Source organism: Candidatus Thiodictyon syntrophicum (assembly GCF_002813775.1).
Lineage (GTDB): Bacteria > Pseudomonadota > Gammaproteobacteria > Chromatiales > Chromatiaceae > Thiodictyon > Thiodictyon syntrophicum.
The window spans coordinates 211,839-237,317 of sequence record NZ_CP020370.1 but is presented as its reverse complement, the minus strand read 5'-3'; the positions used below and the strand labels follow the sequence as shown (position 1 = coordinate 237,317).

The 25,479-nt window shown below is 64.0% G+C and carries 20 protein-coding genes, 1 other RNA gene and 2 pseudogenes; 8 read left to right on the top strand and 15 right to left on the bottom strand.

The window, feature by feature from the left end:
* Positions 1-2 precede the first annotated feature (2 nt).
* Positions 3-209: pseudogene (locus tag THSYN_RS35595) on the top strand (IS4 family transposase); the annotation flags it as partial.
* Between the two features lie 50 nt (positions 210-259).
* On the opposite strand, the pseudogene THSYN_RS37120 reads toward THSYN_RS35595, so the two are convergent.
* The 3 genes and pseudogenes from THSYN_RS37120 to THSYN_RS01005 form a co-directional block, all read right to left on the bottom strand.
* Positions 260-559, bottom strand: a pseudogene (locus THSYN_RS37120) (Rpn family recombination-promoting nuclease/putative transposase); the annotation flags it as partial.
* Positions 560-793: 234 nt separating this feature from the next.
* Positions 794-2,098 (bottom strand): aminopeptidase P N-terminal domain-containing protein, encoded by a 1,305-nt coding sequence (locus THSYN_RS01010; RefSeq protein ID WP_100917491.1) that lies wholly within the window; start codon positions 2,096-2,098, stop codon positions 794-796.
* Positions 2,095-2,721 carry a UPF0149 family protein gene (locus tag THSYN_RS01005; protein WP_216644657.1) on the bottom strand — a complete coding sequence of 209 codons (627 nt, stop codon included), beginning with the start codon at positions 2,719-2,721 and terminating at the stop codon, positions 2,095-2,097. The genes THSYN_RS01010 and THSYN_RS01005 overlap by 4 nt, the downstream gene beginning before the upstream one ends.
* A 71-nt stretch (positions 2,722-2,792) precedes the next feature.
* Between THSYN_RS01005 and THSYN_RS01000 the strand changes: the two genes are divergently transcribed.
* From THSYN_RS01000 to THSYN_RS00985, 4 genes are all read left to right on the top strand, one after another.
* Positions 2,793-3,002 carry a TIGR02449 family protein gene (locus THSYN_RS01000; RefSeq protein ID WP_100917490.1) on the top strand — a complete coding sequence of 70 codons (210 nt, stop codon included), beginning with the start codon at positions 2,793-2,795 and terminating at the stop codon, positions 3,000-3,002.
* A complete protein-coding gene (locus THSYN_RS00995; RefSeq protein ID WP_100917489.1) occupies positions 2,999-3,328 on the top strand; it encodes a cell division protein ZapA in 330 nt (109 codons plus the stop codon). The genes THSYN_RS01000 and THSYN_RS00995 overlap by 4 nt, the downstream gene beginning before the upstream one ends.
* Positions 3,329-3,342: 14 nt before the next feature.
* Positions 3,343-3,528: non-coding RNA, 6S RNA (gene ssrS, locus THSYN_RS00990), on the top strand.
* Positions 3,529-3,593: 65 nt separating this feature from the next.
* A complete protein-coding gene (locus THSYN_RS00985) occupies positions 3,594-4,283 on the top strand; it encodes a 5-formyltetrahydrofolate cyclo-ligase (RefSeq protein WP_100917488.1) in 690 nt (229 codons plus the stop codon).
* A gap of 179 nt (positions 4,284-4,462) precedes the next feature.
* Here THSYN_RS00985 and ilvA read toward each other — a convergent pair whose 3' ends face one another.
* A complete protein-coding gene (gene ilvA / locus THSYN_RS00980; protein ID WP_100917487.1) occupies positions 4,463-5,998 on the bottom strand; it encodes a threonine ammonia-lyase, biosynthetic in 1,536 nt (511 codons plus the stop codon).
* 356 nt (positions 5,999-6,354) lie between these two features.
* On the opposite strand from ilvA, the gene rpiA reads away from it, so the two are divergent.
* Positions 6,355-7,014, top strand: a complete 660-nt coding sequence (gene rpiA, locus THSYN_RS00975) for a ribose-5-phosphate isomerase RpiA (RefSeq protein ID WP_100917486.1) — start codon at positions 6,355-6,357, stop codon at positions 7,012-7,014.
* Positions 7,015-7,137: 123 nt separating this feature from the next.
* A complete protein-coding gene (locus THSYN_RS00970) occupies positions 7,138-8,013 on the top strand; it encodes a 2-hydroxy-3-oxopropionate reductase (RefSeq protein WP_100917485.1) in 876 nt (291 codons plus the stop codon).
* A gap of 289 nt (positions 8,014-8,302) precedes the next feature.
* Here the strand turns inward: THSYN_RS00970 and THSYN_RS00965 are convergent, their stop codons facing one another.
* Positions 8,303-8,626: an STAS-like domain-containing protein gene (locus THSYN_RS00965; RefSeq protein ID WP_100917484.1), complete on the bottom strand. Its 324-nt coding sequence runs from the start codon at positions 8,624-8,626 to the stop codon at positions 8,303-8,305.
* A 36-nt stretch (positions 8,627-8,662) separates the two neighbouring features.
* Between THSYN_RS00965 and THSYN_RS36600 the strand changes: the two genes are divergently transcribed.
* Positions 8,663-8,797, top strand: coding sequence for a hypothetical protein (locus tag THSYN_RS36600; protein ID WP_257791215.1), 135 nt, complete (start codon positions 8,663-8,665; stop codon positions 8,795-8,797).
* 67 nt (positions 8,798-8,864) lie between these two features.
* On the opposite strand, the gene THSYN_RS00960 is transcribed toward THSYN_RS36600, so the two are convergent.
* The 10 genes from THSYN_RS00960 to THSYN_RS00910 form a co-directional block, all read right to left on the bottom strand.
* Positions 8,865-9,806, bottom strand: coding sequence for a phospholipase D family protein (locus tag THSYN_RS00960; protein WP_100917483.1), 942 nt, complete (start codon positions 9,804-9,806; stop codon positions 8,865-8,867).
* Positions 9,807-9,823: 17 nt separating this feature from the next.
* Entirely contained in the window at positions 9,824-11,677 is a 1,854-nt protein-coding gene (locus THSYN_RS00955; protein ID WP_100917482.1) for an ATP-binding protein, read from the bottom strand.
* Entirely contained in the window at positions 11,670-13,313 is a 1,644-nt protein-coding gene (locus THSYN_RS00950; protein WP_100917481.1) for a DEAD/DEAH box helicase, read from the bottom strand. Before THSYN_RS00950 ends, THSYN_RS00955 begins: the two co-directional genes overlap by 8 nt.
* Before the next feature lie 81 nt (positions 13,314-13,394).
* A complete protein-coding gene (locus tag THSYN_RS00945; protein ID WP_100917480.1) occupies positions 13,395-14,189 on the bottom strand; it encodes a phosphoadenosine phosphosulfate reductase family protein in 795 nt (264 codons plus the stop codon).
* Complete coding sequence (locus tag THSYN_RS00940; protein WP_100917479.1) at positions 14,182-17,697, bottom strand: hypothetical protein; 3,516 nt, start codon at positions 17,695-17,697, stop codon at positions 14,182-14,184. Before THSYN_RS00940 ends, THSYN_RS00945 begins: the two co-directional genes overlap by 8 nt.
* A complete protein-coding gene (locus tag THSYN_RS00935; RefSeq protein WP_100917478.1) occupies positions 17,694-18,614 on the bottom strand; it encodes a DUF4007 family protein in 921 nt (306 codons plus the stop codon). Before THSYN_RS00935 ends, THSYN_RS00940 begins: the two co-directional genes overlap by 4 nt.
* A 392-nt stretch (positions 18,615-19,006) precedes the next feature.
* On the bottom strand, positions 19,007-20,566 hold the full coding sequence (locus THSYN_RS00925) for a glycosyltransferase family 39 protein (RefSeq protein ID WP_100917476.1): 1,560 nt from the start codon (positions 20,564-20,566) through the stop codon (positions 19,007-19,009).
* 293 nt (positions 20,567-20,859) lie between these two features.
* Entirely contained in the window at positions 20,860-22,587 is a 1,728-nt protein-coding gene (locus tag THSYN_RS00920; protein ID WP_100917475.1) for an OmpA family protein, read from the bottom strand.
* Between the two features lie 108 nt (positions 22,588-22,695).
* A complete protein-coding gene (argA, locus tag THSYN_RS00915; protein WP_100917474.1) occupies positions 22,696-24,084 on the bottom strand; it encodes an amino-acid N-acetyltransferase in 1,389 nt (462 codons plus the stop codon).
* Between the two features lie 22 nt (positions 24,085-24,106).
* Positions 24,107-25,453: a sigma-54-dependent transcriptional regulator gene (locus THSYN_RS00910; RefSeq protein WP_100917473.1), complete on the bottom strand. Its 1,347-nt coding sequence runs from the start codon at positions 25,451-25,453 to the stop codon at positions 24,107-24,109.
* Between the last annotated feature and the right edge of the window lie 26 nt (positions 25,454-25,479).

Genomic DNA, 25,479 nt, shown 5'->3' with positions numbered 1-25,479 from the left:
GGCTCGCCTACAATCTGATCCGTCTCCTGATGGCGCAGTCGGCACTGCTGGCCGACCAGATCCCCCGCCAACTCAGCTTCAAGCATGCCGTGCAACTGTGGACCCTGTGGCAACAGTACCGCGACGCCCTCGCCACGGCGGCCGACCTGGCGGCCTTGCTGGCCATGATGGCGCAGCTGCGTGTCGGTCTGCGTCCGGGCCGCATCGAACGCATCGCGAGCTGCACCAGCCGGGTCAGGACCTTACCCTTGACCTCAGGGTCGCTCTGCGGCGAGATGTCCACCAAGACGTAAGTGAAGCTCGGTATGTAAGGTGCCAGCGCGGGCGAAAGCGGGGAGATCAGGTCGTGGAAGTTCCGGGGAACCCGCCAACGCCGTTTGCCGTGATAAACCACCAGCGGCATGACCGGCGGCAGCAGCCGTGCCCGCGGGTGCTGCTTGCGGTAGGCGTCGCCCTCGACCGCGAAGTACCGCAGCAGTTGCAGTTGGGTCCAGTGCTCAGGCCGGCTCTTGTGCTCGAACAAGACGCAGACCGGCAGGGGCTGGCCCCGCCAGCGCACGCGATAGACCAGGTCCGAGTAGATCGTGCGCAGGTCGGACGACGCCTAGGTATCCTTACTGATCTCCACGCTGTCCAGATCGACCTCGGTGAGCACCTCTTGCGGCAGATAAACGCGCAGGAAGTCCTTCGCGATGTCCGTGGGGTCGCAGGCTCACTTGGCGCTGCAAGCGCCAAAGGTGACTCGGATCACTCGCCATCAGGAGCGCCAGGCGTATGAAGATGCTTCCTTTGGCTAGCTGGCCATCAAGGCCTCGATCGCCTCCGGGTCCTTGGGCGCCGCGGCGGAGAGGATCTCGTTGCCGTCCGGCGTGATCAGCACGTCGTCCTCGATCCGGATGCCGATGCCCTGATAGGGCGCGGGGACCGCCTCGGTGGCCGGCATGTAGAGCCCCGGCTCCACCGTCAGTACCATGCCCGGCTCCAGACGCCGCCACTCACCGCGCTCCTTGTAGTGACCCACGTCGTGCACGTCCATGCCGAGCCAGTGACCGGTGCGGTGCATGTAATAGGGCTTATAGGCCTCGTCCTTGATCAGCTTGGCTGTCTTGCCTTCGAGTATGCCGAGACGGATCAGGCCCTTGGTCAGGACCTTGAGCGCCGCCTCGTGGGGCTCGATCCAGCGGTTGCCGGGGCGGGCCTTCGCAATCGCGGCAAGCTGGGCCGCCAGGACGAGTTCGTAGAGCTCACGCTGGGGCGGGCTGAACCGGCCGTTGACCGGGAAGGTGCGGGTGATGTCCGAGGCGTAGCCGTGCAATTCGCAGCCCGCGTCGACCAACACCAGGTCGCCGTCCTTGAGGGTCGCGCAATTGTCGACGTAGTGTAGGACGCAGGCGCGGGCCCCGCCGGCGACGATGGGCGGATAAGCCTGGAAGCGCGCCCCCGCGGCGGCACAGTGGCGCAGGAACTCGGTCTCCAGTTCCGCCTCGCCGCGGCCCGGGCGGCACAGACGCATCAGCCCGCGATGGCCGGCGGCGGAGATGCGCGCCGCCCGGCGCATGAGCTTGACCTCGGCCTCGCCCTTGCGCAGGCGCTGCTCGTGCAGGAGCGCCTCGATGGTGACGAAGGTCTCCGGCGGGAGCGCGCCCTTGCGCACATTGGCCCGCACCTGGTTGACCCAACCGAAGACGCGGGCGTCGAAGGCGGCATCGGCGCCGATGGGGAACAGGAGTCGGGCGCGTCCGTCGATCAGTCCCGGCATGAGGGCGTCGAGTTCGCTCAAGGGGTGCGCCTCGTCGGCCTTGTAGGTCGCCGTGGCCCCCTCGACCCCGGCCCGATAGCCGTCCCACTGCTCGCGCTCCGGGTCGCGGGGGCGGCAGAACAGGATGAACTCCCCCTTCTTGCGCCCGGGGGCGAAGACCGCCAGGGCCTCGGGTTCCGGGAACCCGGTGAGATAGGTGAAGTCGCTCGCCTGCCGGAAGGGGTAGTGGACGTCGCGGTTGCGAATCGTCTCATGGGCGGCCGGCAGGATGGCGAGCCCATCCGCGCCGATGGCCTTGAGCAGGGCGCGGCGGCGCCGTCCATACTCGGCCATGGTCATCGCGATCCCGGGCGGGGGGCCGCCCGCTCCTCGTAGATCAGCATGGCGGCCACCCAGACGAACTCGGTCAGCTCGGTCAGGGCCGCCTCGTTCTCCTCGTCCTGCCGCAACTGGTTGAGATCCAGGCGGGTGATGTCCGCGAAGTCGCGCAAGACCTCTTGTGCCTGAGCGGACAGGTCGCGCTCGGCGAGGCCCAGGACACCGATTGAAAACAGGAAGCCGCGCACCCAGTCGTAGAGGGCGGTGGCGCGCTCGGCCAGGGCGTGGGAGTCGTCCGGGAGCAACAGGGGGAAATCGAGCCCGGGACCTGCAATCCGCTCCTGAGTTCGGCGCGCGAGCGCACCCAGGACGGCCCGTGCCGGCTGCACCTCCTGGTCCAGGGTTGCGTCCCCGTCCGGGTTCAGGGGCGGGATCGGCAACAACAGGTCGAGCCAGGCCGACTCCGGGGCCGCGGACCCGCCGCAGATCAGGCCGCAGAGCATCCCCTGGGCCTCGCTCGGGGTCGGGGCGAGCGGGCTTGCCTGGAGCAGGTTCCCGATCTGATCGTAGTCGATGTCCGTGGTGGTCTCCGGGGCGCCTGGCGCGGTCGATGCCCGTCTGGTTGCGGCTCTTGAGCATACCATGGGCACCGACCCGATTGACCCTGCCTGCCGCCCCTTCTATAGTGCGAAGAATTCTCAAAGAGGCCCTGATCTTGGCCAGTTTCGACATCGACCAGTTCGAGCGCGGCGTGGAGCATCTGCTGCACCTGTGTCAACGTCTCCAAGAGGAAAACGCCTCCCTGCGCGCCCGCCAGGAGGCCCTGGCGGCCGAGCGCGGCGACCTGATCGAGAAGACCGAGCAGGCACGCAGCCGCGTCGAGGCCATGCTGTCGCGGCTGCGTGCGATGGAGGAGAGTCTATGACCGACGAGCCCATTGGGGTCAATATCAAAGTCCTGGACAAGGACTATCGCATCGCCTGCCCGGCCGCCGAGCAGGAGGACCTGATCGCCTCGGCGCGGCTGCTCGACGGGCGGATGCGCGAGATCCGTCAGACCGGGCGGGTGATCGGCTCGGACCGCATCGCGGTGCTGGCGGCGCTCAATATCGCCAATGAGTTGCTGCAACTGCAAAAGGCGCAGGGCGGCGGGGAGACCGCCGTCACCCGGCGGCTCGGTCGGCTGCAGGAGCGCATCGGCGAGGCCCTGTCCGCGCAACCGGCCCTGGACTCGTCGGCCGAAAGGGTATAGCCTCTTTCCCCAGACACCCCCTGTAGTGTTCGACCGCTGGCTGGGTATTTTCTTGAGCCTATTTTGTACCCTGGGGACATGACCACGAGGCCGTTGCGCAAGTCCGCCCCCGAGCGGAAAGCCTGAAGCCGACGCGACTGACCCCACTTGAACCTCACGGTTCAAGAACAAAGGTTAGCGACGGCACAGACGGGGGGTGTCGCCCCTTTATCGTCGCTTGCGAAAGGGCCGCGGGTACCAAGCCCCTGTGTTCGATTCGCTTCCAATGCAATCTCCCCTCGCCCCCACCACGGCACTCGGTACTTCTGCTGTTTGCGCTGACCCTGAGGTGCCGTGGGGACGGCACGCGCCGAACGGGTGCCCGGCGCTCCGCGGCCTGCGTCGCCGACTCCGCGCGGCACGGCGCCTGCTTTCCCGCAACGATCAGCGACGTCACGCGGCGGCACTCACCCGGGTGCTGGGGCGGGAGCCCGCCTTCCGATGCGCCCGCCGGATCGCCGCGTTCTGGCCGGCGAACGGCGAACTGGACCCGCGACCCCTGCTCGCGGCGGCGGCCCGCCGCGGCACTGCAAGCACCTTTCTGCCCGTGTTGCGTCCGGGGCGGCAGCGCCGACTGTGGTTTGTCCGCTACGCACCGGGTGACGCCCTGACTACTAATCGCTTCGGGATACCCGAGCCCCGGCACGGTCGCCAGGGGCGGCCGCCAGCCTGGGCACTCGACCTGATCCTGGTCCCGCTGGTCGGATTCGACATGGACTGCAACCGCCTCGGCATGGGCGGCGGCTACTACGACCGCACCCTGGCCTTCCTGCGGCAGCGCCGACACTGGCTGCGGCCGCGCCTGATCGGCATCGCCCACGAATGCCAGCGCGTCACGCGCCTGGTGCCCCGCCCCTGGGACGTGCCGCTCGACGCCGTGGCGACCGAAAGCCGCATCTATCGGCGCACAAGATAACAGGTTGGCGGCCAGCCTCGATTGTCGTTGTCGTTGTCGTTGTCGTTGTCGTTGTCGTTGTCGAGGTTATCGTAGCGGATTCTCTCGCACGCCAAGTTGCATCGCTTCTCCGATTACGATTACGACAACGACAACGATGCGACAAGCATTCTTCTTCCTCTCGAACCTTGGGCGACGCGCTAGTTAGCCAGCCCGCCGGCAAAGATGCGATAGGCCGGGTTGTCGGTTTCATCCCAATGGGGGTAACCCAGGGCGTCCAGGGAGCGGCGGAAGTCGGCGCGCTCTGCCTGCGGGACCGTCGCCCCCATCAGTACCCGGCCATAGGCGGCCCCATGGTTGCGGTAGTGGAAGAGGGTGATGTTCCAACGCTTGCCGAGCCCGCCGAGCAGGTCCAGCAGGGCCCCGGGGCGCTCCGGAAACTCGAATCGGACCACGGTCTCTCCGGGGGTCTCGCCCGCCCCCGGGGCGTGCCCCCCGACCATGTAGCGCACATGCAACTTCGCGGTCTCGTTGTCCGTCATATCGAGCACCCCCAACCCCTGGTCGCGCAGTTGCCCGATCAACCGGGCGCGCTGGGCGTCGCCGCCGCCCAGTTCCACCCCCACGAAGACCTGGGCCTGATCGGGGTCGGCGAAACGGTAGTTGAACTCGGTGATCTGGTGCTCGCCGAGCGCCCGGCAGAAGGCCAGGAAGCTCCCGGGCCGTTCGGGGATCGCGACCGCCAGCAGGGCCTCGCGCCGCTCACCCAAATCCGCCCGCTCGGCCACATGGCGCAGCCGGTCGAAGTTCATGTTGGCACCGCTCTCGATCGCCACCAGGTGTTCACCGCGGCAGCCGGTGCGCGCCACATAGCGCTTCAGGCCAGCCACGGCCAGGGCCCCGGCGGGTTCGGCGATACCGCGGGTGTCTTCGTAGATGTCCTTGATGGCGGCGCAGATCTCGTCGGTACCGACCAGTATCACCTCGTCCACCCGCTGGGCGGCGACCCGAAAGGTCTCAGTGCCGATGCGGCGCACCGCCACCCCGTCGGCGAACAGGCCGACCTGCGCGAGTTCCACCGGCCGCCCCGCCGCCAGGGCCGCGTGCAGGGTCGGCGCGTCCTCCGGCTCCACGCCGATGATGCGCACCTGGGGCGCCAGCCACTTCACATAGGCGGCGATGCCGGCGATGAGCCCACCACCGCCCACGGGGACAAAGATGGCATGGGGGGGCTCCGGGTGCTGGCGCAGGATCTCCATGCCGATGGTCCCCTGACCGGCGATCACCTGCGGGTCGTCGAAGGGGTGCACGAAGGTCAGACCCAACTCCGCGACCAGTCCCATGGCATGGGCATAGGCCTCGTCGTAGGAGTCGCCGCACAGCACCGCGGTCCCGCCCAGGGCCCGCACCGCCCGGACCTTGATGCCCGGGGTGGTGCGCGGCATCACGATGGTGGCCGCCACCCCCAGACGCGCCGCGCCCAGCGCGACGCCCTGGGCGTGATTGCCTGCGCTGGCCGCGATGACCCCACGGGCGCGCACCTGCGGGCTCAGACTCACCAGCTTGTTGTAGGCGCCGCGCAGCTTGAATGAAAAGACCGGTTGGAGGTCCTCGCGCTTGAGCAGGACCTGATTGCCCAGGCGGGCCGAGAGGGCCGCCGCCAGGGTCAGGGGGGTCTCCTGGGCAACCTCGTAGACACGGGCCTTCAGGATGCGCTCGATGTAGCTGTCGGGCATTGGAAAACCTCAGTGAGACAAGGGGCCGGGGGCCGGGTGCGATCAGAACTGATGTGGTAACCGAGATCCCGGGTACGCTGTCGTTGTCGTTGTCGTTGTCGTAATCGAATAATCCGACCACGACAACGACAACGATGCCCGGTCCGCGAGAACGTCCGGTAGCTCTTGGCGGGTACGCAATGCGTACCCTACGACATGTGCGTTAAAACATCAGTTCTGATTGCACCCCCGGGGGCCAGACGCCCCAGGTTACCAGGCGCCGAGATGGTAGATTGTGGGGTGGGTAGAGCGCAGCGAAACCCATCACTTGCGCTATGATACCAAGCCCTTAAGAGACCAATTCAGCGAGGCACCCCATGAACCAGGACGAGCAGAAAAAACAGGCCGCCCACGCGGCCCTGGCCTATGTCGAGGGCGGGATCATCGGCGTGGGCACCGGCTCCACGGTCAATCACTTCATTGACGCGCTCGCGACCATCAAGGGTCGCATCGAGGGCGCCGTGTCCAGTTCAGAGGTGTCCAGCGCCCGCTTGAAGGCCCACGGCATCCCGGTCTACGACCTGAACGCGGTCGGTGACCTCGCACTCTACGTGGACGGGGCGGACGAGTCCAACCGCCAATTGCAGTTGATCAAGGGCGGCGGCGGGGCCCTGACCCGGGAGAAAATCGTCGCGGGGGCGAGCGCTCGCTTCGTCTGCATTGCCGATGAGACCAAGTTGGTGGAGCTGCTCGGCCGCTTTCCCCTGCCGGTAGAGGTCGTCCCCATGGCCCGCAGTTTCGTCGCCCGGCAACTGGTCCGGGCCGGCGGCACCCCGGTGTGGCGCGAGGGCTTCGTCACCGACAACGGCAACCTGATCCTGGACGTCCAGGGCCTGGAGATCCTGGAGCCGGTCAGTCTGGAGCAACAAATCAACAACATCCCTGGCGTGGTCACGGTCGGCATCTTCGCCCTGAGGCCCGCCGATGTCCTGATCCTGGGCACCCCGCAGGGCCCAAAAACGCTGATGCCCGAGTAAGTCATCGCCTTGGAGACGGGGCAAGCAGCCGTGGCCTCGTCGCGACTGAAGCCGCTCCCACCAGGAGCGGCGCCTGAGCCTCACGACAACTGCATCTGTCAGCCTGCCACAGAGACCTTATACATGCCTGATCGCATCGCCTTCATCGGACTCGGCATCATGGGCCGCCCCATGGCCCTCAACCTGCGGCGCGCCGGGTACGACCTGGCGGTCTATGCCCGCCGCCCGGAGTCCATGGAGCCGCTGGCGGCGGCCGGCGCCATGACCTGGCGCAGCCCCGCGCAGGCCGCCGCCCAGGCCGAGGTGATCTTCACCATGGTGGCCGACACGCCGGACGTGGAGCAGGTGATCCTGGGGCCGGGCGGGGTGCTGGAGGGGGCGGCCCCGGGCGCCGTCGTGGTCGATATGAGCACCATCTCGGCCGCGGCCACCCGGGTGATCGCGGGGCGTCTGGAGGGCCAAGGGGTGGCCATGCTGGACGCACCGGTCTCGGGCGGGGAGTCCGGGGCGATCGCGGGGACCCTCTCGATCATGGTGGGCGGCGCGGTGCCGGTCTTCGACCGGGTGCGCCCGCTGCTGGAGGTCCTGGGGCGCAACATCGTCCATGTGGGCACGAACGGCGCCGGCCAGGTCTGCAAGTCGTGCAACCAGATCGTGGTGGGGGCGACCATCGCCGGGGTGGCGGAGGCGATCCTGCTGGCGCGCGCCGCCGGGGTGGACCCGGCGCGGGTGCGCGAGGCCCTGCTCGGCGGCTTCGCCGCGAGCCGCATCCTGGAGGTCCACGGCCAACGCATGATCGACGGCAACTTTGCCCCCGGCTTCAAGGCGCGCCTGCACCAGAAGGACATGCGGATCGTCGGCGAGGCGGCCGCGCAATTGGGGCTCGGCCTGCCGACCGCCGCGAGCATTGCCCAGTACCTCGATGCCTTGGTCGACCAAGGGCTGGGGGAACTGGATTCAGCGGCGATCTACAAGGTGCTGGAGTCCATGAACCATTGAAAAATCGCCTGCTGGGCGATTTTTCACTGTTTGAGGGGAAAGGAAAGCTGTCGCTCGCTCATGCAGCACGGGCGGCGGTCATGGCGAGCCCGTAGGGTCCGCTGTGCGGACCGACGACGCCGCGGATCGCACGACGCCCGGCGCCATGCGTAGGTTCCGCTGCGCGGACCGGCGATCCCGCCGATCGGAGAGGGGGCGGGACCAGGATCAAGTCCGCAGGCCGCTTCCCGCACTGGAGCGAAAATTCGACGGTTCCCGCCACGCCAACACCATCGGTATGGTCCGCGGATCAGTGCGCACGGGTACGCAAGTACTGGTCGCAGCGATCGGTCGCGACAAACTCGATGATGGCACGGGTGTCGTCCGAGCAGTTCTTGAAGACGACCCGCTCGAGGATCGCGGGGCCTTGGCGCAGGATCAGGGCGCCCACCAACTCGTCGATGAAAGACTGGGTCACCTCGATCCCAGCGAAATCAAAGACTACCTCACGCCCATGCGCGAGCGCGTCCTCGGCCTGCTCACGGACCGGTACGGCGATGGAGCGCACGGCCGCGAGGCGACCCTGGGTCTGGGTGCTCAGTGTCAGGTGGGTGCGGTGTTCATGGGTGTTCATGGTGCGATCATGGGGCCGCGACCCCGAAAAAGTAAAGTGAACCTACTCGAATCGAAGGGGGATAGATGCCATGCCTTCGAGGGCTGGAAGCAACTCGGCGATGCGTATGTCGCCAAGCCGGTCCCGCCGCAGGTCAAAGGCGATGGCTACCTCTTGCTAGAGGATGCGTGATCAGTTACATCGACACTTGTTGTCGCTTCGGCCTACAAAGCGATCAGCGTGTAGCACCCTTCAACTATCACTCTGAAGAATCTACCTTCGACTTACGCGATGACCTCAATCGCACCACATAGCTCTCCGCCGCAACTTCATACTGAGACGCAAAAAATACGCTGATCCACCCGCGCACGATCTGCCAGAGATATGCCGCGTCGCTTCCGTCCAGGTGCGGCTTGCATTGCAGGACAAGATTGCGTCCCTCCCCATCTGTGATCCGACTTGGTATTCGCGCGGTGATCTGCGCGAAGGATGGCATCGACAACAACGCATTCCGTATTTCAACTTCAAATTCCGCCGCCGACAGTCCCGGGGGCAATGATAGGTCGCGCAAATCCTGCAAGCCGTCTCGAAGCGTGTCTTTAACCACAGCATTCGTATTTTCGTCGCAGAAAATGGCATAGAGCTTCTCGGGCGCCGCGCATCTTGGGAGCCATTGGCCCCGCCGCCCCTGCACATCATCTTCGTCCATTGCCTGTCCTTCTTCTAAGGGGTGTGCGACAAGTTCTTTCGCCGCGTCCTCGATCTGCTTTCTTAGAGTGTAGGTCGCAGGAACCGCCTCATTAAGTCGCTTCATGAACGCTTGTACCTCCGGCGCTTCAATAGCCATTGGCACCATAAGTTCGATATTGTTCTTTCGGCTCCATCCAAGCGCCGGCCCGGTAAGGTTGGCCGATCCTAGCATGCACTCGCTGTCCGCGGTATACAGCTTTCCATGCAAAGCATCAAGGATAAATAATCTTGCTCCGGCTCTCTCGTTTACCAACTCGAAAACCTCTAAGTCGCTAACGCCAGCCGCAACCTCCGCCGCGCGCCAACGCGTGTAAACCCTAACCTCCACGTCTTCGGGAATGCTCTCAAATAGAGTCTCCAGTACCGCCACTTTAATGAATGGTGCGCAGAGCACAACCTCACGCTGCGCTCTGCTCAACAGTACCTTCAGCCTTTCTCCATCAACGACCATGTCCCGCTTCCGCTGCCCTATAATGCCAGATTATCGTCAGGATCGAGGAACTTCGCTGCGATCTGTCCCCACTCGAATCGCACCTTCTGCAACGCGCGCGCACGTTCCATTCCCGCTTCACGCTCATACCGTGCCCACCCAGCGAAAATGATCTTTGTCGCATTCACTGCTCGCATTAGCCTGCTAAGAACCTCCTCCCGAGTAAGGTCGGTGATGTCCTCATCGACGGTGTTAATTGTGCCAAAAATATCATCGAACGCGGGGTGCGACCGATTAAAAGTGACCTCTGTCACCTTTCCCTTGATTTCGACATTAAACAAGTGGTAGGAGTCAGGGAACGCAGCCTCCAAAAAAACCACCCGAAGGTCGGCATCCTTGATTAAAGACACCAACTCATCCGCAGCTTCGTCAGAGTATTTCTTATTTTGCGTAAGGTCTTCCTTTATCTCCACGAAGTCTTCTTTTGTCTTCGGCGTGTCTTCGCCTTCGATTGGCGTTTCTTTAGATCGATCTTTCCACCCTTTATTGACGGTGTTAGTTACGTCGTCCGGCTCCTGATGTCTCTTTCTCCGTGTGGAACGGCCTCCTGATGCTTGGGCCTTAATCAATTCGCGAAGATGCTTGAGGTTTCTCTTTAGACTATCGCTCAGAACCAGCAACCAACCCCGTGGATCACCTTCAGCTTTCAGGCGATTAACAACATCCAAAAAATTTTCTCCTTCTTCGGCGAGTTGCTCCCACTCGGTCGTCGCGAGTTCAGAAAAATGGGTTGCAGCTTGCTTGTTGTTTGTCACGCCGAAAAGCTCGTCAAGCGCCGGGTCGAACTCCACTTCCGCATCCCACCAGCGTTCTCGGGGATCGTATCCAATGCACCACCCTGCGTCTAACACAAGCTCACGCCCGGCGCGCAGAAGAGACACCCCGATATTGTTACGTGCGTGCCTACCATAGGCCGTCTGGCCGCGATCCGCCGACCCGGCTTCGTCAATGGTCTTCTTTGTTGCGACAGAAAATCGCATATTAACAATGTGCTTCTTGCCGCCAAACTCAATCTCCTGGGGGTCCTCAAAAACCGACTCGAACATCGCCGTCTGGTCGAACGGCGCCGGGACTTTAGCGGCAGGGGTTAGATACAGCGGGTCGTCAAAACAGGCTTCCTTGTCAAAACTGGTGCCGCCGCCAACATCTGGAGCAACGAGTCTAATGATCAATGAACCATCGAGCAGGAAACGCCGATAAATACGTCCGATCAAACGTTCCGTGTTTAGCAAAGTCGATCGGGCGCTCTTCCATGTGAGGCGGTTAATGTCTATTTTTGACCAGACGACGAGCGTTCCTGAATTACCAAGCTGCGCCGACAAATCTCTCCAGTCACTGGGAACGGGCTCGTGCTCCGGCTCTGGAACGTACTCCGTAACGCCAGACTCAACCTCATCGACATCCAAAAATGTATGAAGCGCATTGTCCGGCCCGTTTTGCCAACTCCAGACATCCAAGCGAGCCGCTTGCGAGATGGATGCATTAGGAAGCCCCATACCGAAACGCCCGATTCCTGATCGGTCGTTCAGTCGCGTTCCGTTGCCGAACTGCAGTGCCATGCGAAGCGTCGTTGCATCCATTCCATCGCCGTCATCAAGAACACCAATCTCGACGATCCTCGATCTCTCACGCTGTTCTACGACCTCTCGCTTTTGCAGGCAGAATACCTCAATGAGAGATGCGTTAGCCTGTTGCGCGTTATCGATCAGTTCCGCGAGAGCATAGGCGGTGTTCTTGTATCCGGAATCTCTCATAGCCCGAATAGCCAGACACGCCGGAATGAATTGCGCGGGAGTCTGCACTTGCGTCTCGGTGTGGACGGTCTCATTCATTCCAAACATCCTCCCAGTTAGTGAAGGCGTCGGCGACATCACCGAAGCCGGTAAGTGCTGTGTCAACGACAGTCGCAATTTCGCACGCGGCATTTCCGCCCGCTCGAGGTCCCCGGATCGCACGACCCACCATCTGACTGTATAGAACAAGAGATTTCGTTGGGCGCGCAATCACGGCAGCGCTTGTCTTAGGCGCGTCGAACCCTGTCGTTAATACACCAAAATTGCAGAGTACCATCGGAGTCTCGGTATCTCTTCGAAATTCTTTAATTATGCGTGTCCGGTCAGTCGAGCAAGATGCGGCAGTTATCACATTCGAATCGATTCCCAGTGCCGTCAGAGTGGCTGCCATTACTTCTGCGTGCTGCACCGTTGCGGCAAAAACGATAATGCGCCTGTGCTTTGCAGCAAGCAGTCTTTGTACTTCGGACACAATTGCTACGTTTCTGACGGTCTGCCGTGCAAGTAACTCAAGAACCTCTGGATTGTAATCAGAAGGATCGGTAACATCGCCGCGAGTACGCTTTACGCGGCCCACAGACGCGGGATTAAAAATCTTGGTAAACGTCGGCTTTGCCAAATACCCTTCTTCGATTAAATAATTAACCGGATTCTGCCATCCAACCACCTGGAGCATGACTTTTCTCGACCCAAAGAACTTTGCCAACTCGGCATCTGCGGAGATATCAGTCCATGACCGCCCGGGGGTTGCACTAAGCCCGACCAACCCGCTGTGAAAACCTGTCTCAACTAGGCGATCTATGACCTCTCGGTATGATGGCGCGATCGCTTGATGTGCTTCATCAACTACTACTAGCCCGACACGTCGACCTAGCCTCAGAACTTCAAGGGGTTCGCGTAAAGAACGAGCATAGATTTTTTGAAAACCTGCGATGATGAGCCCATCTGAACATGCCGAAATATCGGGATCGTAGTCACCCCAATACCGCAAGATGGATAGTTCACGATTGCCCAACGATTTCCATGCCTCCCGAAACGCTTCGCCCGCCTGCTCCAACAGCTCCTTACTTGACGCCAACCAAACTACGACCGTCGGTTCTGCTGCTACCAGGTAGCGACAGAGCACATGCATCATGGTCCGCGTCTTGCCTGACCCTGTAGGCATATGGAGAAGCACTCGTTCGTAACCGTCTTTGATCACGGCATAGACCTGCTCCGCAACACGACGCTGATGGGAAAACAGCGCAAAAGAAGCCGCGATTCGATCTTCTTCCGGATCGCCTAGATACTCAAGTGCATTTCGGGAATCAATGCCAAAAAAGCCCAAAAAGCTAGCCCATATTTGACTATCACTGGTTGGGTTCAGCGCTCGTAAATTATCTAGGTCGCTGAGGCCAACGCGCGACGCGAGCTCCCGCAACTTCCCCGGCGACATCGCATCGAAGCATATCGCCCGTACTTTCTGGTCCTCCATATAGGAACGAAATGATCCTCTCAAGAGATTGAGCGCGACGACTCGTAGTGAGTCTATTTGTCTACCTGGAACAAAGTGCTCAAGTAAAGCTATAACTTCTTTGCCAATAATGCTTTCCAGGTCATGGGCTGGTATGCGTTTTACCAACGCTTCCAGACTCTGTCCGGGACCTCGTTCCGCAGAAATCTCTGAGATTGACATTGAAGGCGTCAGTGCACTCTTGAAGAATATTGCAGGTCACGGGCTACGGACATAAGTCAATGCTTCGCCCGAAAGCCGACATCAAAGCGAACAAATAAGGCACGCCTGTTCTTCAGGATCGTCATCGCTGCTTGCGTATCGCAATAGATCCTGCCAACTCATGTAAGCTGATGCGCTTGGTAAACTTTCCGAGGTACCGGATGCCGCTTCCACGGCTCGGGCGGCAAGTTCATCTAGGGTCATACCGTTCACCCAGGTATACCCGCCCTTGGCGTTCTCATAACGCTTGGCATCCTCAAAGAGTTGAGGATGCTCACGCTTAAGCCCCAGCCACTCACGTCGTTGTTGGAAGAAGCAGAAATAGCACCCGGAGCGATTGCGCCAGCGATAGTAGTCGGGGATGCCGACGGATTCTTCGAGGATGCGAAATACATCGTCTCTCACGATATCATCGGAAATAAAAGGAAAGACTGGCTTAATGTTACGCTTCGTACTGATGTAGCCCTCGCGGTCCTCGTCGGCGCGGATTCCGATGTAGCTTATCGCCTCGTCGTCGCCAATAAAGCGCTCAAATGGCTCAATCTTCATGACCCGCGTGCACCAGCGTTGCCTAGGCGATGGCAGGAAGCCGCCGAAGCGCTTGAGGTAGTGGTCGAAGTCTCGGCCACTGTTGAGGCGCGCAACCTCTTTTCCAAGATAGTCTTCAAGGCGGTCAATAAAGGCGTAGACCTCGGGAAGCTCCGCACCGGTATCGCAGAAAAAATACTCGATGTCGGGCACGGTTCCTTTGTCCTTGAGATAGATCGCCAAGGCGGCACTGTCCTTGCCTCCAGAAAGTCCAAGTACGTGCCTAACGGCCTTTGCTGGTTCAGCCATTGTCGTCTCCGATGGCAAGTGTCAGTGGCTTGTCGTAGTCTGCGTCTTCTTGATGCGGCACGACACTGCGTTCTCTGTCCAAAACCTGATCGACGATTTCGGCTAGCACCGCGATCTGCAAGTCTCTGCCAAGAAGCTCAGCGAGTCGCGCCTCGATGGCAGCCTTAGTGGTTTTGATCGCAGCCCGTGTGGCGGAGTCAATGCACACGACCTCATCTCGTTCGGATGCGCCCTTACGGACGGCGCGTAACAGGACAACATCGAAATCTTTATCTCGGGTCTGGCGTTGCCCGTCGTAGTGTACACGCAACCTCTCCAGATCGTGCATGCGACGCGCGAGATCTGCAAGCCGAAACTCCGCCGCGTCGGCCTCTGTGTCGGTCCATTTCTTTGATGGTTTATGCCCAAGAAATAACAAGAGATTAGAGAGCCAATCCTCATCGTCTCCCTCGTATTTAGAGATTCGACGGATGAAGGCGCGTAGGCCATCCGCATCAATTGTGTAACGGTCTAGGCCCTCCACGCGCCCGCGCAGGACGGCCCGCAGATCGGCCAAGGTGCAGATGCGCTCTAGGTTGAACGCTTGCGCAAGGAGTCGCTGAAACTGGGCTATCAAATCCGGATAGGCGCTCTTGAGCTCGCGCAAAGCGTCTCTAAGGCGGTCCGAGAATGTCTTGAGTTGGCGCTCGTCGGGTTGCGTGTCCTGGATACTTGGGAGACCACATGCCTCGGGCAACTGCTCGAAAAGAAGTATCTGGGGGGACTTGGCGAGCATGAAGGCGCTACGCACCCGCTGCGCGGTGATAGACACTCGCTTGGTGCTCGCCGAAAACTCCGGCAAATCGCCCATGAACTTGGCTAGCGGCCGGGCTAGGGCGAGGATGGTTCGGTCGCAGTCAGGGTCACCGAACAGGATGCGGGAGTATTCCTTGAACAGTGATGCCCGCAACCCCTCGATACGGAAGCTCTGCACGGCAAAGTCGCCCGGTCGGCGCACGAAGCGTTCGAGCTGGTCATCCGTGAGATAGGGCACGTAGCGGCCTTCTTCAAATAAGGCGGCTTCGTCCTGGTTTACTAGGTAGGCGGCAATATAGAGGATCGGGAGAACGCCCCGCTTGATGCCGAAGGGAGATGCTTGAAGTACCTCATCTAGGGCGGTGAAGGGCTGGGGTTTCTTCTGGGTATCGGCCAAGAACTGGTCGATCCGATCCCATACAGGTCCCAAGTTGTAAGCCCCGGCAGTGGCGGGCCGGTCAAACTGCCAGCGTCCCTCGACTTGCCGATGAATTCCTGGCGCCCGCAGCAGGGCCAGGTAGATGGCCCGCTCCGGAGGATATTTATCAATCCCCAGGTCCGCCTCTGCCTGGTGATGCAGCATGGCCGCGAGGAGTTTGTTGCGAGCCGCCGCAGCCTGGGATGATGGCTTGTCGCGGTTGATTAGCTCGTTCCTGATGACGGGGCTTGCGTGGTAAACGCGGTCGAGTACGTCAGTCAAGGCAGATTGCAGGCCGCGCCGGGTCTTTACAGAAAGCGGTTCCCCCCGCCAATACCAGGTGCCAGCCTTCGGATCGTCCGCGAGGGCGCGGAGCATGTCGCGCTCACGGGTGGTGGCAAGGGCATAGCGATCCTTAAATTCACGCTGGGCGACAGGGTCGGTGTTGAGAGCCTGCGCCTCGCGCTGTATCAGGTCTAGGGCCATCACCTCGGCGATGACTTGGCGCAGCCGGTCTGCGTCCGGGCACTCAACAACGATATCGGACTCGCAGAAATAGCCGAGAACTTCGTCGGCGAGACGCTGACGGTCAACCTGGCTTCTGACCAAGAAGAAGATGACGCGCGGCCCGCTGGCCCGCTCAGGGAGTCGGCGGAAAGAGTCCGGGTCCGCGAAAATCGGCATGAAATATCGCAAGGTCCCAGTCTTAATGGTGTGGCGCCGCGCGACGATGGGTTCCAAGACCTTGCGTTTATTCAAGGCGCCGGCCAGGTTGAACCGCCCGATGCGTTCGATCTGCTCGGCAACAGCCGCGTCCAGATCGAAGTCGCTACCTTCCCACACCCTGTATTCGCCGCTAAACTTGCGGAATTGGAGGACCGATTTGGCGGCAAGGCTGCGGACGGTATTTACGGCCGTGCCAGGTGGGTCGGCGCACAAGGCGACGACCTCCCGCGATGCCTTAAAGCCACCTTGGGCGCCAACGATGTTTAGAAGCCCGATGGACTTGAGTAGCCGGATATCTCGCTCCGGGGCGTCGCCCAAGCGCTCGACCGCGGTAACGACTTCCATCCAGCGACGGCGCGTGTAGTGGTCAGCAACCGCAGCCGACTGGTTGAGGATGAAGTATTCGTAGACCTCCCAGGGCATGACCCAATCGTCGACGCCGGACAGGCGCGCGAGGCTGTCGCCCAGTCCGTGCGGCTCGTGGCTACCGAGGTAGCTGAACAAGGTGCGCTCGTTCTGGGCGACCTTCTGACAGAGGGTCGGCAAGAGCATCGCACTCAAGGGGTGGAGCGGGTAGCAGCGCGCGAAGATATCGGCGGCGGTGGTGGCGTCCAGGGTCTTGGGGAGGGCGCTGGTCGCCGCGAGCTGGTCCGCGATCTCAGCGCAGTAGCGGATGATGCGCGTGCGCTCGTCGTCGGTGAAACGGTGGGTGAAGGCGGCTGCGACGACGCGCAGAACCTGTTCGGCGGACTCGACGAAGGGGATGCTCTCGAATCGGCCTTGGACCTTGGCCCATTCGTTGCGCAATGTGTCGCCGAGTCCACGAGCATATTGATCCATCGCCTGGTGGAGCAGGACAATCAGGGTAAGCTTGGCGGGATGCGCGGCATTGGCACGCTCGGCCAGAGCTTGAAGCAAATAGATGTCGTCGGCACCGTAGTGACGGGCCTCGTACTCCAGGAACTTGCCTAGCTCGTCGATGACGATGAGTAACCCTTGGCTGCCGCCCCGAGCAAGCGCGTCTTGTAGGGCAGCGACAGCGGCGAGCAGTTCGCTTGCCGGTACGCGGTCCAGGTTGGCGAGTCGACGAAAAACCTCGATTACGTCCGGGCGTCGGCCAATGCGATTGGCCCAGTGGTTGGCCGCGCACTCGGATAAAGCCTGGGCGAGCCGGCGTCCGAATGGCTCAGGGGTACCGGTGAGCACGACGACGCAGTGGCCCCGACGGTCGGGGGCCGCGACGGACTCGATCATCCGATAACGTTCGGCCAACGCCGGTTCCGCACGCTCCAGCACATCAATCGCGGCTTCTACCTGATCACCTTGGGGTGCGAGCAGATGGGTTAGAAAGGCGGCAAAGGAGGACTTTCCGGCGCCGTAAGGCCCGACCAGCGACCAAGCGCGCGGTGCGGCCTCAGGGATCAGGGTGTCGACGATCCGGGCGAGGGTCTGGATGGCGCGGGGTGTGGGGATATAGCCGCGAACCACTGCCGCGGAGCCAAAATCGCGCTCCAGGTTGACGGAGCGGGTGTAGTGGGCATTGACCATGATCTTGTCGGCGAGGCTCATGCTGCGGCCTCCTCAAATGTGTCCGCGTAGTGAGCGGCAAGTATCTCGGCGGGTGCAGACCGACCAAAAACATAGAGTTGATGGATACCGGCCGTTTCGCGCAGGGCAAAAAGGTCGGGTAGATCATGGACAAGGCGCTCGATCTTGGCGAGCAGGGCGGCCTCGGTGAGACGGAACACGGCGCCGATGGCGGGCAAGCCGGTACGTCCACGCATCACGTCTTCGATCGGGATCTGCCGCTCACCCAGGGCGTCGAGTAACTCTAGGATCGCGAAGCCGAGGATGGGGGCGGGAAGCGAGTCGCGCCGTGCCGGACGCGACTCGAAGGTTTTCGAGCCTTGCAAGTCGGAGATCAATCCAAGGATCGACATGGGCGAGTCCAGTGCCTCTTCCACCGGAGTTCCGGTTGCGACACTGGACCGGACATACATGCGCAAGAGTACGGCGGCGTCGGTCTTGAGGGTGGATCCGGCGTGTCGGCCCTTGACTTGTGCTTGTGCAAAGTCCTGCAAGGCGGCGGCAAGCTCGGCGGAGGTAAATTCCGGCTTGTGGAAGCGGTTAAAAAACCACCACCAAGTGGTCGCCATTTCGGGGTTAGAGGCAATCAGCCAGTGGATCAACCAGATCGTCGCCTCGTCCTCCAGGTAGGGGTCGAAGCCATCGTCATCAAAAATGTAGGTCCCGGTTTTGGTCAGTTCCCAGGCGTCCCCTTGGCGGACAATGATCCGCGCAGCCTGGAGCCAGTAGCGGATGGACGAAACCATGTTCTTGCCGACGCCGAGTTGGACAGTAGCGTCATCGGCCTCGAACACCGGGTCCCCGCCCATCAGTGCCTGGGTACCTTTCGTGAGCCAACCGAAACGCAGGGCAAAGGTTTCGTGGCGTCCGAATGCGGTCTTGTCTGGGTTGAATCTCATCGGTATTTCCTATCCGCCGCATCGCCGTCCGATATCGTAAGGGGCAGAGACAATTGACCGCGGGACCGCAGATGCTCCCCGACACGCTCTAGAAACCATTGCTTCAGATTGACGCCGTCCTGTTCAAGGGCTGCGTAAAGTTCTTGTTTCAGTTCGGGGTCGATCTCTACGACAATCCGACCACTGGGTCCAACGGCCATTGAGCTATCACTAGTCTGATTCTTATGTGACATAACATAGTTCATGTTACATGACAGAGCAAGACCTGAATGGCGGTATAATTTTGTGGTTTATTGACGACCTTCTTACATCATCTCCGTCCGGTTTGCGATGCCATGAGCACAATCGGCCTAAGTCGGAACGGCCTTTCCCGCATCTTTTTCCTATTCCCTTCATGGTTCAAAAAATCGCCCAGCGGGCGATTTTTCGAACCGGTAGAGGTGCCACTCGTGCAGCGGCTTGGCGCAGGGGGGCGCGGCGCCCTCGGCCAGCGGCGCGCCGGCGCAGTCGTAGAGGGTGCGGCTGCCGACGCTGGTGAAACCGGGCAGGGTCGGGGGGACCGGGCGGCGGGTGACGAGCCAGAAGGGGCCGGGCTGGGTCGCGGGGTCCACCCGCGGGGCGATCTGCCCCAGCAGGTACTCGGACGGGCGGGTGAGGCCGGGCCATTGGCTGATGGGCAGTCCCGGCTGGTAGAAGCGCAGCATGGCGGTGAGTTGGTAACGGTCCGCGTAGACCGGGGCGTCCAGTCCGGCCAGCAGTGTGGCCAGGTCGCGGAAGCCGTGGCTCTCGCGCAGGATGCGGTTCTGGCTGTCGGGGAGCGGCAGGGCGCCGGTGGCGCCGTGGTAGACGTAGAGACTCACCAGCAGCAGGTTGGCGGCGGCGCCGGCCAGCACCCAGCGGCGCAGTCCGCGTAGCGGTGCGGCCAGGAGCGCCGGGGCGGCGAGCAGGTAGACCGCCGGCCAGTTGGCCTCGACCTCGCTGCCCAGGGCGACCAGGGCGAAAAACCCGAGTGGGAACAGGGCGGCGGCCTGGAGCAGGGGGCGCGCGTGGGCGGCGATGACGGGCCCGGGGCCGCCCGGATCGGCCCGTCGGCCGATTCGCGTGACGGCGAGCGCGATCAGCGCCGGGGCGAGCAGCCCCCAGAGCCCGAGTTGGCCCCCGAGATAGCGGAGCAGTCCGCCGATGCGCCCCCACCAGGACGCGGGTGCCGCCGGCTCGATGGCCGCGGACGCGGTGCCGGCGAGGGCACCGGGGTCCAGGGCGAAGCCGTGGCCGAACTGGAAGCGCAGGGTCAGCCAGTCGTGGTCGAGGTTCCACAGCAGGTTGGGGGCGAACACCAGCACCGCGAGCAGGCCCCCCAGCCAGGGCCAGGGGGTGCGCAGAGCGCGCGGGTCGCACCATAAGATGGCCCAGAGGAAGACCGGGCCGATCAGTACCATGTTGTACTTGCCGAGCAGCCCCAGGCCGGTGGCCAGGCCCGCGGTGAGCCAGCGCCGTCGCTGGCCGGCCAGGGCGCGCTCCCCCTCGTGCAGGGCCAGGGCCCAGGCGAGTGCGAGCGGCGTGTCCGGGGTCGTGAGGAGACCGCCGGCCAGTCCCGCCAGGGTGGCGAAGGCGAGCACTAGGGCGAGCCCCAGGTCGTCGCGGCGGACCAGCCCGCTGTGGTAGTAGAGGCGGGCGAGCAGCACCAGGGTCAGGGTGCCGGCCAGGAGTCCGCCCAGCCGCGCGGCCAGGGCAGAGCCGGCGGCGAGCCGGGTGCCGAGCCCGACCGCGGCGACCCCCGGCGGGTGGTCGAAATAGCCCCAGGAGAGGCTGCGCGCCCAGTCGAAGTAATAAGCCTCGTCCTGGGTCACCGGCAACAGGACGGCGGCGCCCAGGTGCCAGAGGGTCATCGCCAGGATCAGCCCGGCGACGAGCGGCCAGGGGGACGGGGCAGGTCGGGGATGGACGGGCATGGCTGATCCTAAGGAAGAGTATTTGTCCGCAAATGAACGCCAATGAACGCAAATAAGACAGAAGCCGGAGTCTTGACGATCCTTCTCCGGGGAACGGGCGCCGGGCGCGTAACACCTGCGCAATCACGCCTGGAGGCCAAGGCGTCAGCCTTGGCGCCCTTCATCCGGGGCTGAAACCTTGGACTCCAGGGCGCGGGATGACGCGGCAGCGACGGGTTGGCCGCGTCATGGCCAACCGCGCCGCCTTACCGGGTCTTATTGGCGTTCATTTGCGGACGGCCATCTTTTCCGCCTCAGGGCGCCGGTTCGATCAGATAGACCTCGACCCGGCGGTTCTTGCGGCGGCCGGCGGGGGTGGCGTTCTCGGTGAGCGGGCGCTGTTTGCCGAAGCCCTCGGCGCTGAGCCGCTCGGCGGCGACGCCGCGCGCGATCAGGCCCGCCCGGACTGCCTCGGCCCGGGCCTGGGACAGGGTGAGGTTGGTCTGGTCGGCGCCTGAACTGTCGGTATAGCCCTCAAGGCGGGCGGTCAGGGTCGGATATTCGACCAGCAGGGCGCCGATCCGGTCCAGGCTTGCGATCTGCCCCTTGGGCAGGATTGCCGCCCCGGTGGTGAAGTGCAGTTGCTCATCGCCCAGGTTGACCAACATGCCCCGGTCCGTCTGTTGGGCCTTGAGCTGTGCATAGCGACTGCTGAGCCCCCGCACCTGGCTGACCACCGCGGCCTTGGCCTGGCGCTCCAGATCGAGCGCCTGCGCGGCCTGGTCGCGTTCTGCCGCGCGCGCCGCCTCGGCCTTGGCCCGCTCCGCGGCCAGGGTCTGCTCGGCCTGCTGCTGGGCCTCGGCGCGCGCCTGCTCGAGCGTGCGCTGCGCCTCGGTCAGGGTCTCTTCATAGCGCGACTGGGCGGTCTTCAGATCCTGCTCCAATTCGTCGATGCGCTGTTGCGCGAGCTTGGCCTGCCCGTCGCGCGCGTCGCGGTCCTGGGTCGCCGCGGCCACCGCGGCGCTCAATTGCGCCTGCACCGTGGTCAGGGCCTGGCCGGCCTGGTCGAGTTCGGCGCGCAACTCGGCCATTGTCTGTTCGTATTTCTGCTCCAGCGCGGCCAGGGCGTCGCGCGCGCCCTGCGTTTCCTCGGTGAGGGCGGCGACCTTACCGCGCGCCTCGGTCAAAGCCGCGTCGGCGGCCGCCTTGGCCTCCTGCGCCGCCGCGGTGGCCTGGGCCTGGGCCTCGGCCTGCTGTTGGACCTCGGCCAGGCGGGCGGACAGGTCCGCCTCCGCGGCCGTGCGCGCCTGCGCGGCCGCGTCGAGGTCCGCCTGGTGCCGCTCCTGCGCCTGCACCAGGGCGGCGCGCTCCGCGGCGGCCTGCTGCTCCAGTTGGCTCACCAGGGCGGCGCGCTCGGGGTCACTGCCCTCCAGGGCGAGGCGGTAGGACTTGACCCGTTCGTTGAGCCGCGCCTCCTGTTCCTTGGCCTTGGCGGCATAGCGAGCGTCCGCGTCGGCGATGCGCTGGTTGAGCTGGGCGATCTCCCCTTCCAGGTCCTTGATCCGCTTCTGACTGGCCTGGTGCGCGAGTTCCAGGTCGGCGCGCGCCTTGTGGATGCTTTCCATCCGGCCGACGAGTTCCTTACGCGCCCCCTCGTGCTCGGCGCCCATGGATTCGATGTGGGCCTGGAGGTCCTTTTCGCGCTCCGCCGCCGCGGCACTCTCCTGCTTGTCCTGCTCGATCTGCCTGGTCAGGGCGGCGACCTGGGCGGTCGCCTCCTCGAGTTGCCCCGTCGCCGACTGGAGGCCCGCCTCGGCCGTCGCGAGTTGGGTGCGCAGGCCCTGCTCGCTCTGCGTCAGGCCTTGGAGTTGCTTGTCGGTGTCGGCCAACTTGAGCGCCGTCTCGCTGACCGCCGCGGCCTGTTCGGCGAGCCGCTGGTTCAGGGTACCCGTGTACCAGTTGTAGAGGGCGTAGACCCCGATCAAGGCCGCCAGGAGGACCCAGGTGAAGACCTTGTAGAGCGAGGGACGGGATTCGGACATGGGGATGGTCTCCGGGGGCCTGGGTGGTGGAGTATGGCGCCGCTTGGCGGACGCAGAGGATAGCCGAAGCGCGGGGGCTTCCGGCAGGGGAGCACAACCTTATTTTGGTCAGGCCGCCAAGTCCTTGATGAAGACCAGGGAGTTGCGCCGCTCGTTGTAGAGCGCCTGTTTTTCCGGCGGCAGGGCATCCCGGGGCGCGGGGGCGAAGCCGCGCTCCTGGAACCAGTGGGCGGTCTGGGTGGTGAGGACGAAGAGCCGCTTGAGCCCGCGGGTGCGGGCGATGGTCTCCAGATGCTCCAGGAGCTTGTCGCCGCGTCGGCCGCCGCGGTAGTCGGCATGCACGGCGACACTGGCGAGTTCGCCCATGCCCTGATCCGGATAGGGATAGAGCGCGGCGCAGGCGATGACCAGCCCGTCGCGCTCCATCAAAAAGAAGCGGTCGATCTCCGACTCCAGCCGCTCCCGGGAGCGCCGCACCAGGACCCCGCGCTCCTCCAGGGGGCGCAACAGGTCCAAGACCCCGGTCACGTCCTCGGCGCGCGCCGGCCGCAGGCCCTCGTAGGGCTGACCGGTGATGAGGGTGCCGCTGCCGTCGCGGGTGTAGAGCTCGCGCAGCAGGGCGCCGTCGCGGTGCCGGTCGATGAGGTGGACGCGGCGGACCCCCTGGATGCAGGCGTCGGCCCCGGCCCGCAGGGCCTGTGCCAGGTCCTCGGTGAGGCCCGCGGGCACGCCCGCCGCCGCCTGGTGCGGCGCCGGACCCGGGGTCGCGGCGAGCAGTGACTCGACCTCACCGCTCAGGACATTGGAGACCAGCGCGCCGGCGGCGTCGCGCACCCCGGGTTCCTCGGTCAGAAAGATCAGCTTGTCGGCCTTCAGCGCGATGGCCGCGGAGCGTGCCACGTCCGCGGCGCTGAGGTTGAAGACCTCGCCGGTGGGCGAATAGCCCAGCGGCGGCATCAGGACCACGGCCCCGGCGTCCAGGCGCTGCACCAGCGACTGGCGGTCTACCCGCCGCACCACTCCGGTCTGGCGGTAGTCCACCCCGTCCAGCACCCCGAGGGGCCGGGCGGTGACGAAGTTGCCGGAGGCGACCGGGATCCGCACCCCGGCCATGGGGGAGTCGGCGAGCCCCATCGAGAACAGGGCCTCGATCTCCACCCGCACCACCCCGGCGGCCTCCTTGACGCAGCCGAGCGCGGTGTCGTCGGTGATGCGCAGCCCGTTGACGTAGCGCAGTTCGCTGTGGTGCTGCGTCAGGCGCGCCTCGATCTGGGGCCGCGCCCCATGGACCAGGACCACGCGCACGCCGAGCCCGTGGAGCAGGGTGATGTCATGGATCAGGTGGGCGAAGCCGGGGTCGGCCACCGCCTCCCCGCCGAAGCAGATGACGAAGGTGCGGCCGCGGTGGGCGTGGATGTAAGGGGTCGCCTGGCGTACCCAGTCGACGAAGGGGTCGTGCGGGCGGGGGTGGTCCTGGGCCGGGGTGGGATCGGGCATAACGAATGGTCCGGAACGCTGCCTATTCGATCCCGAGCTTGGCCAGGCGATAGCGCAAGGCACGCAGCGTCATGCCGAGCTTCTTGGCGGCCGCGGTGCGGTTCCAGCGGGTGTCGTCCAGGGCCTTGAGGATGGCATGGCGCTCGATCTCCCCCAGGTAGTCCTCCAGGGGGACCTCGGGGTCCGCGTGCGACCCGACCGCGACCTGGGCCTCGGTCTGCGGCAGGTAGAGGTCATGGGCGCCGATGATGGAGCCGTCGCAGAGCGCGGTGGCGCGCTCCAGCACATTCTCCAACTCGCGCACATTGCCTGGGAAGGGGTGACGGGCGAGCGCCTCCACCGCCTCCTCCGAGAGCCTCATGGCCTCGCGGTCGGCGTGCTGGCGGGCGATGCGCTCCATGATGCGCGCGGCCAGGGCCGGGATGTCCTGGGGGTGTTCGCGCAGCGCGGGCATGCGCATCTCGATCACATTGATGCGGTAGAAGAGGTCCTGACGGAAGCGGCCCTTCTCCACCTCCTCGTTCAGATCCCGGTGGCTCGCGCTGATGATGCGCACATCCACCGCCAGCTCCTGCTGGGCCCCCACCGGCCGCACGCTCTTCTCCTGGATGGCCCGCAGGAGCTTGACCTGGGCGGGCAGCGGCAGGTCAGCCACCTCGTCCAGAAACAGGGTGCCGCCCTCGGCCGCCTGGAACAGCCCCTCCTTGTCCGCCACCGCACCGGTGAAGCTGCCCTTCTTGTGGCCGAACAGTTCGCTCTCCACCAGCTCCTGGGGGATGGCACCACAGTTGACCGCCACGAAATCGCCCTCCGCCCGCGGGCCCTGGGCGTGGATCAGGCGCGCCGCCAGTTCCTTGCCGGTGCCGCTCTCACCGGTAATGAAGACCGGCGCCTGATTGCGCGCCAGCTTGGCGACGAGGCGGCGGATCTCCTCCACCTTGGGGGAGTCCCCGAGCAGGCGGGTGCCGCTCTCGGTGCGCGCCTCCGCCGCGCCGCCGTGGGTGCGCAACTTGAGCGCCGATCCCACCAGGCGGCGCAGCAGTTGCAAATCCACCGGCTTGGAGACGAAGTCGAAGGCGCCGGCCTTCATCGCGGCGACGGCCGATTCCATGCTGCCGTGGGCAGTGATCATGGCGACCGGCAGATCGGGGTGGCGCTCGACGATGAAGCGCACCAGATCGATCCCGCTGCCGTCCGGCAGGTTCATGTCGGTGAGGCACAGGTCGTAGCGCCGTGCCTGCAGCGCCGTCTTGGCCTCGGCCACCGTCATGGCCGTGGTTGCCTGCACGTCCATGCGACCCAAGGTGATCTTGAGCAGGTCGAGGATGTCGGCCTCGTCATCGACGACGAGGGCGTGGGCCTTATTCATGCCGGTGCACTCCCGGTGCTGCTGAG

What these genes read in the sequence shown, in the direction of transcription:
- THSYN_RS00910 (WP_100917473.1), bottom strand. Translation starts at nt 25,453, where the DNA reads ATGAATAAGGCCCACGCCCTCGTCGTCGATGACGAGGCCGACATCCTC.
- THSYN_RS00965 (WP_100917484.1), bottom strand. Translation starts at nt 8,626, where the DNA reads ATGAACACCCATGAACACCGCACCCACCTGACACTGAGCACCCAGACC.
- THSYN_RS01005 (WP_216644657.1), bottom strand. Translation starts at nt 2,721, where the DNA reads ATGGTATGCTCAAGAGCCGCAACCAGACGGGCATCGACCGCGCCAGGC.
- THSYN_RS00960 (WP_100917483.1), bottom strand. Translation starts at nt 9,806, where the DNA reads ATGGTCGTTGATGGAGAAAGGCTGAAGGTACTGTTGAGCAGAGCGCAG.
- THSYN_RS00940 (WP_100917479.1), bottom strand. Translation starts at nt 17,697, where the DNA reads ATGAGCCTCGCCGACAAGATCATGGTCAATGCCCACTACACCCGCTCC.
- THSYN_RS01010 (WP_100917491.1), bottom strand. Translation starts at nt 2,098, where the DNA reads ATGACCATGGCCGAGTATGGACGGCGCCGCCGCGCCCTGCTCAAGGCC.
- THSYN_RS00955 (WP_100917482.1), bottom strand. Translation starts at nt 11,677, where the DNA reads ATGAATGAGACCGTCCACACCGAGACGCAAGTGCAGACTCCCGCGCAA.
- THSYN_RS00935 (WP_100917478.1), bottom strand. Translation starts at nt 18,614, where the DNA reads ATGAGATTCAACCCAGACAAGACCGCATTCGGACGCCACGAAACCTTT.
- THSYN_RS00945 (WP_100917480.1), bottom strand. Translation starts at nt 14,189, where the DNA reads ATGGCTGAACCAGCAAAGGCCGTTAGGCACGTACTTGGACTTTCTGGA.
- THSYN_RS00995 (WP_100917489.1), top strand. Translation starts at nt 2,999, where the DNA reads ATGACCGACGAGCCCATTGGGGTCAATATCAAAGTCCTGGACAAGGAC.
- THSYN_RS00920 (WP_100917475.1), bottom strand. Translation starts at nt 22,587, where the DNA reads ATGTCCGAATCCCGTCCCTCGCTCTACAAGGTCTTCACCTGGGTCCTC.
- THSYN_RS00925 (WP_100917476.1), bottom strand. Translation starts at nt 20,566, where the DNA reads ATGCCCGTCCATCCCCGACCTGCCCCGTCCCCCTGGCCGCTCGTCGCC.
- rpiA (WP_100917486.1), top strand. Translation starts at nt 6,355, where the DNA reads ATGAACCAGGACGAGCAGAAAAAACAGGCCGCCCACGCGGCCCTGGCC.
- THSYN_RS00985 (WP_100917488.1), top strand. Translation starts at nt 3,594, where the DNA reads ATGCAATCTCCCCTCGCCCCCACCACGGCACTCGGTACTTCTGCTGTT.
- ilvA (WP_100917487.1), bottom strand. Translation starts at nt 5,998, where the DNA reads ATGCCCGACAGCTACATCGAGCGCATCCTGAAGGCCCGTGTCTACGAG.
- THSYN_RS00950 (WP_100917481.1), bottom strand. Translation starts at nt 13,313, where the DNA reads ATGTCAATCTCAGAGATTTCTGCGGAACGAGGTCCCGGACAGAGTCTG.
- THSYN_RS00970 (WP_100917485.1), top strand. Translation starts at nt 7,138, where the DNA reads ATGCCTGATCGCATCGCCTTCATCGGACTCGGCATCATGGGCCGCCCC.
- argA (WP_100917474.1), bottom strand. Translation starts at nt 24,084, where the DNA reads ATGCCCGATCCCACCCCGGCCCAGGACCACCCCCGCCCGCACGACCCC.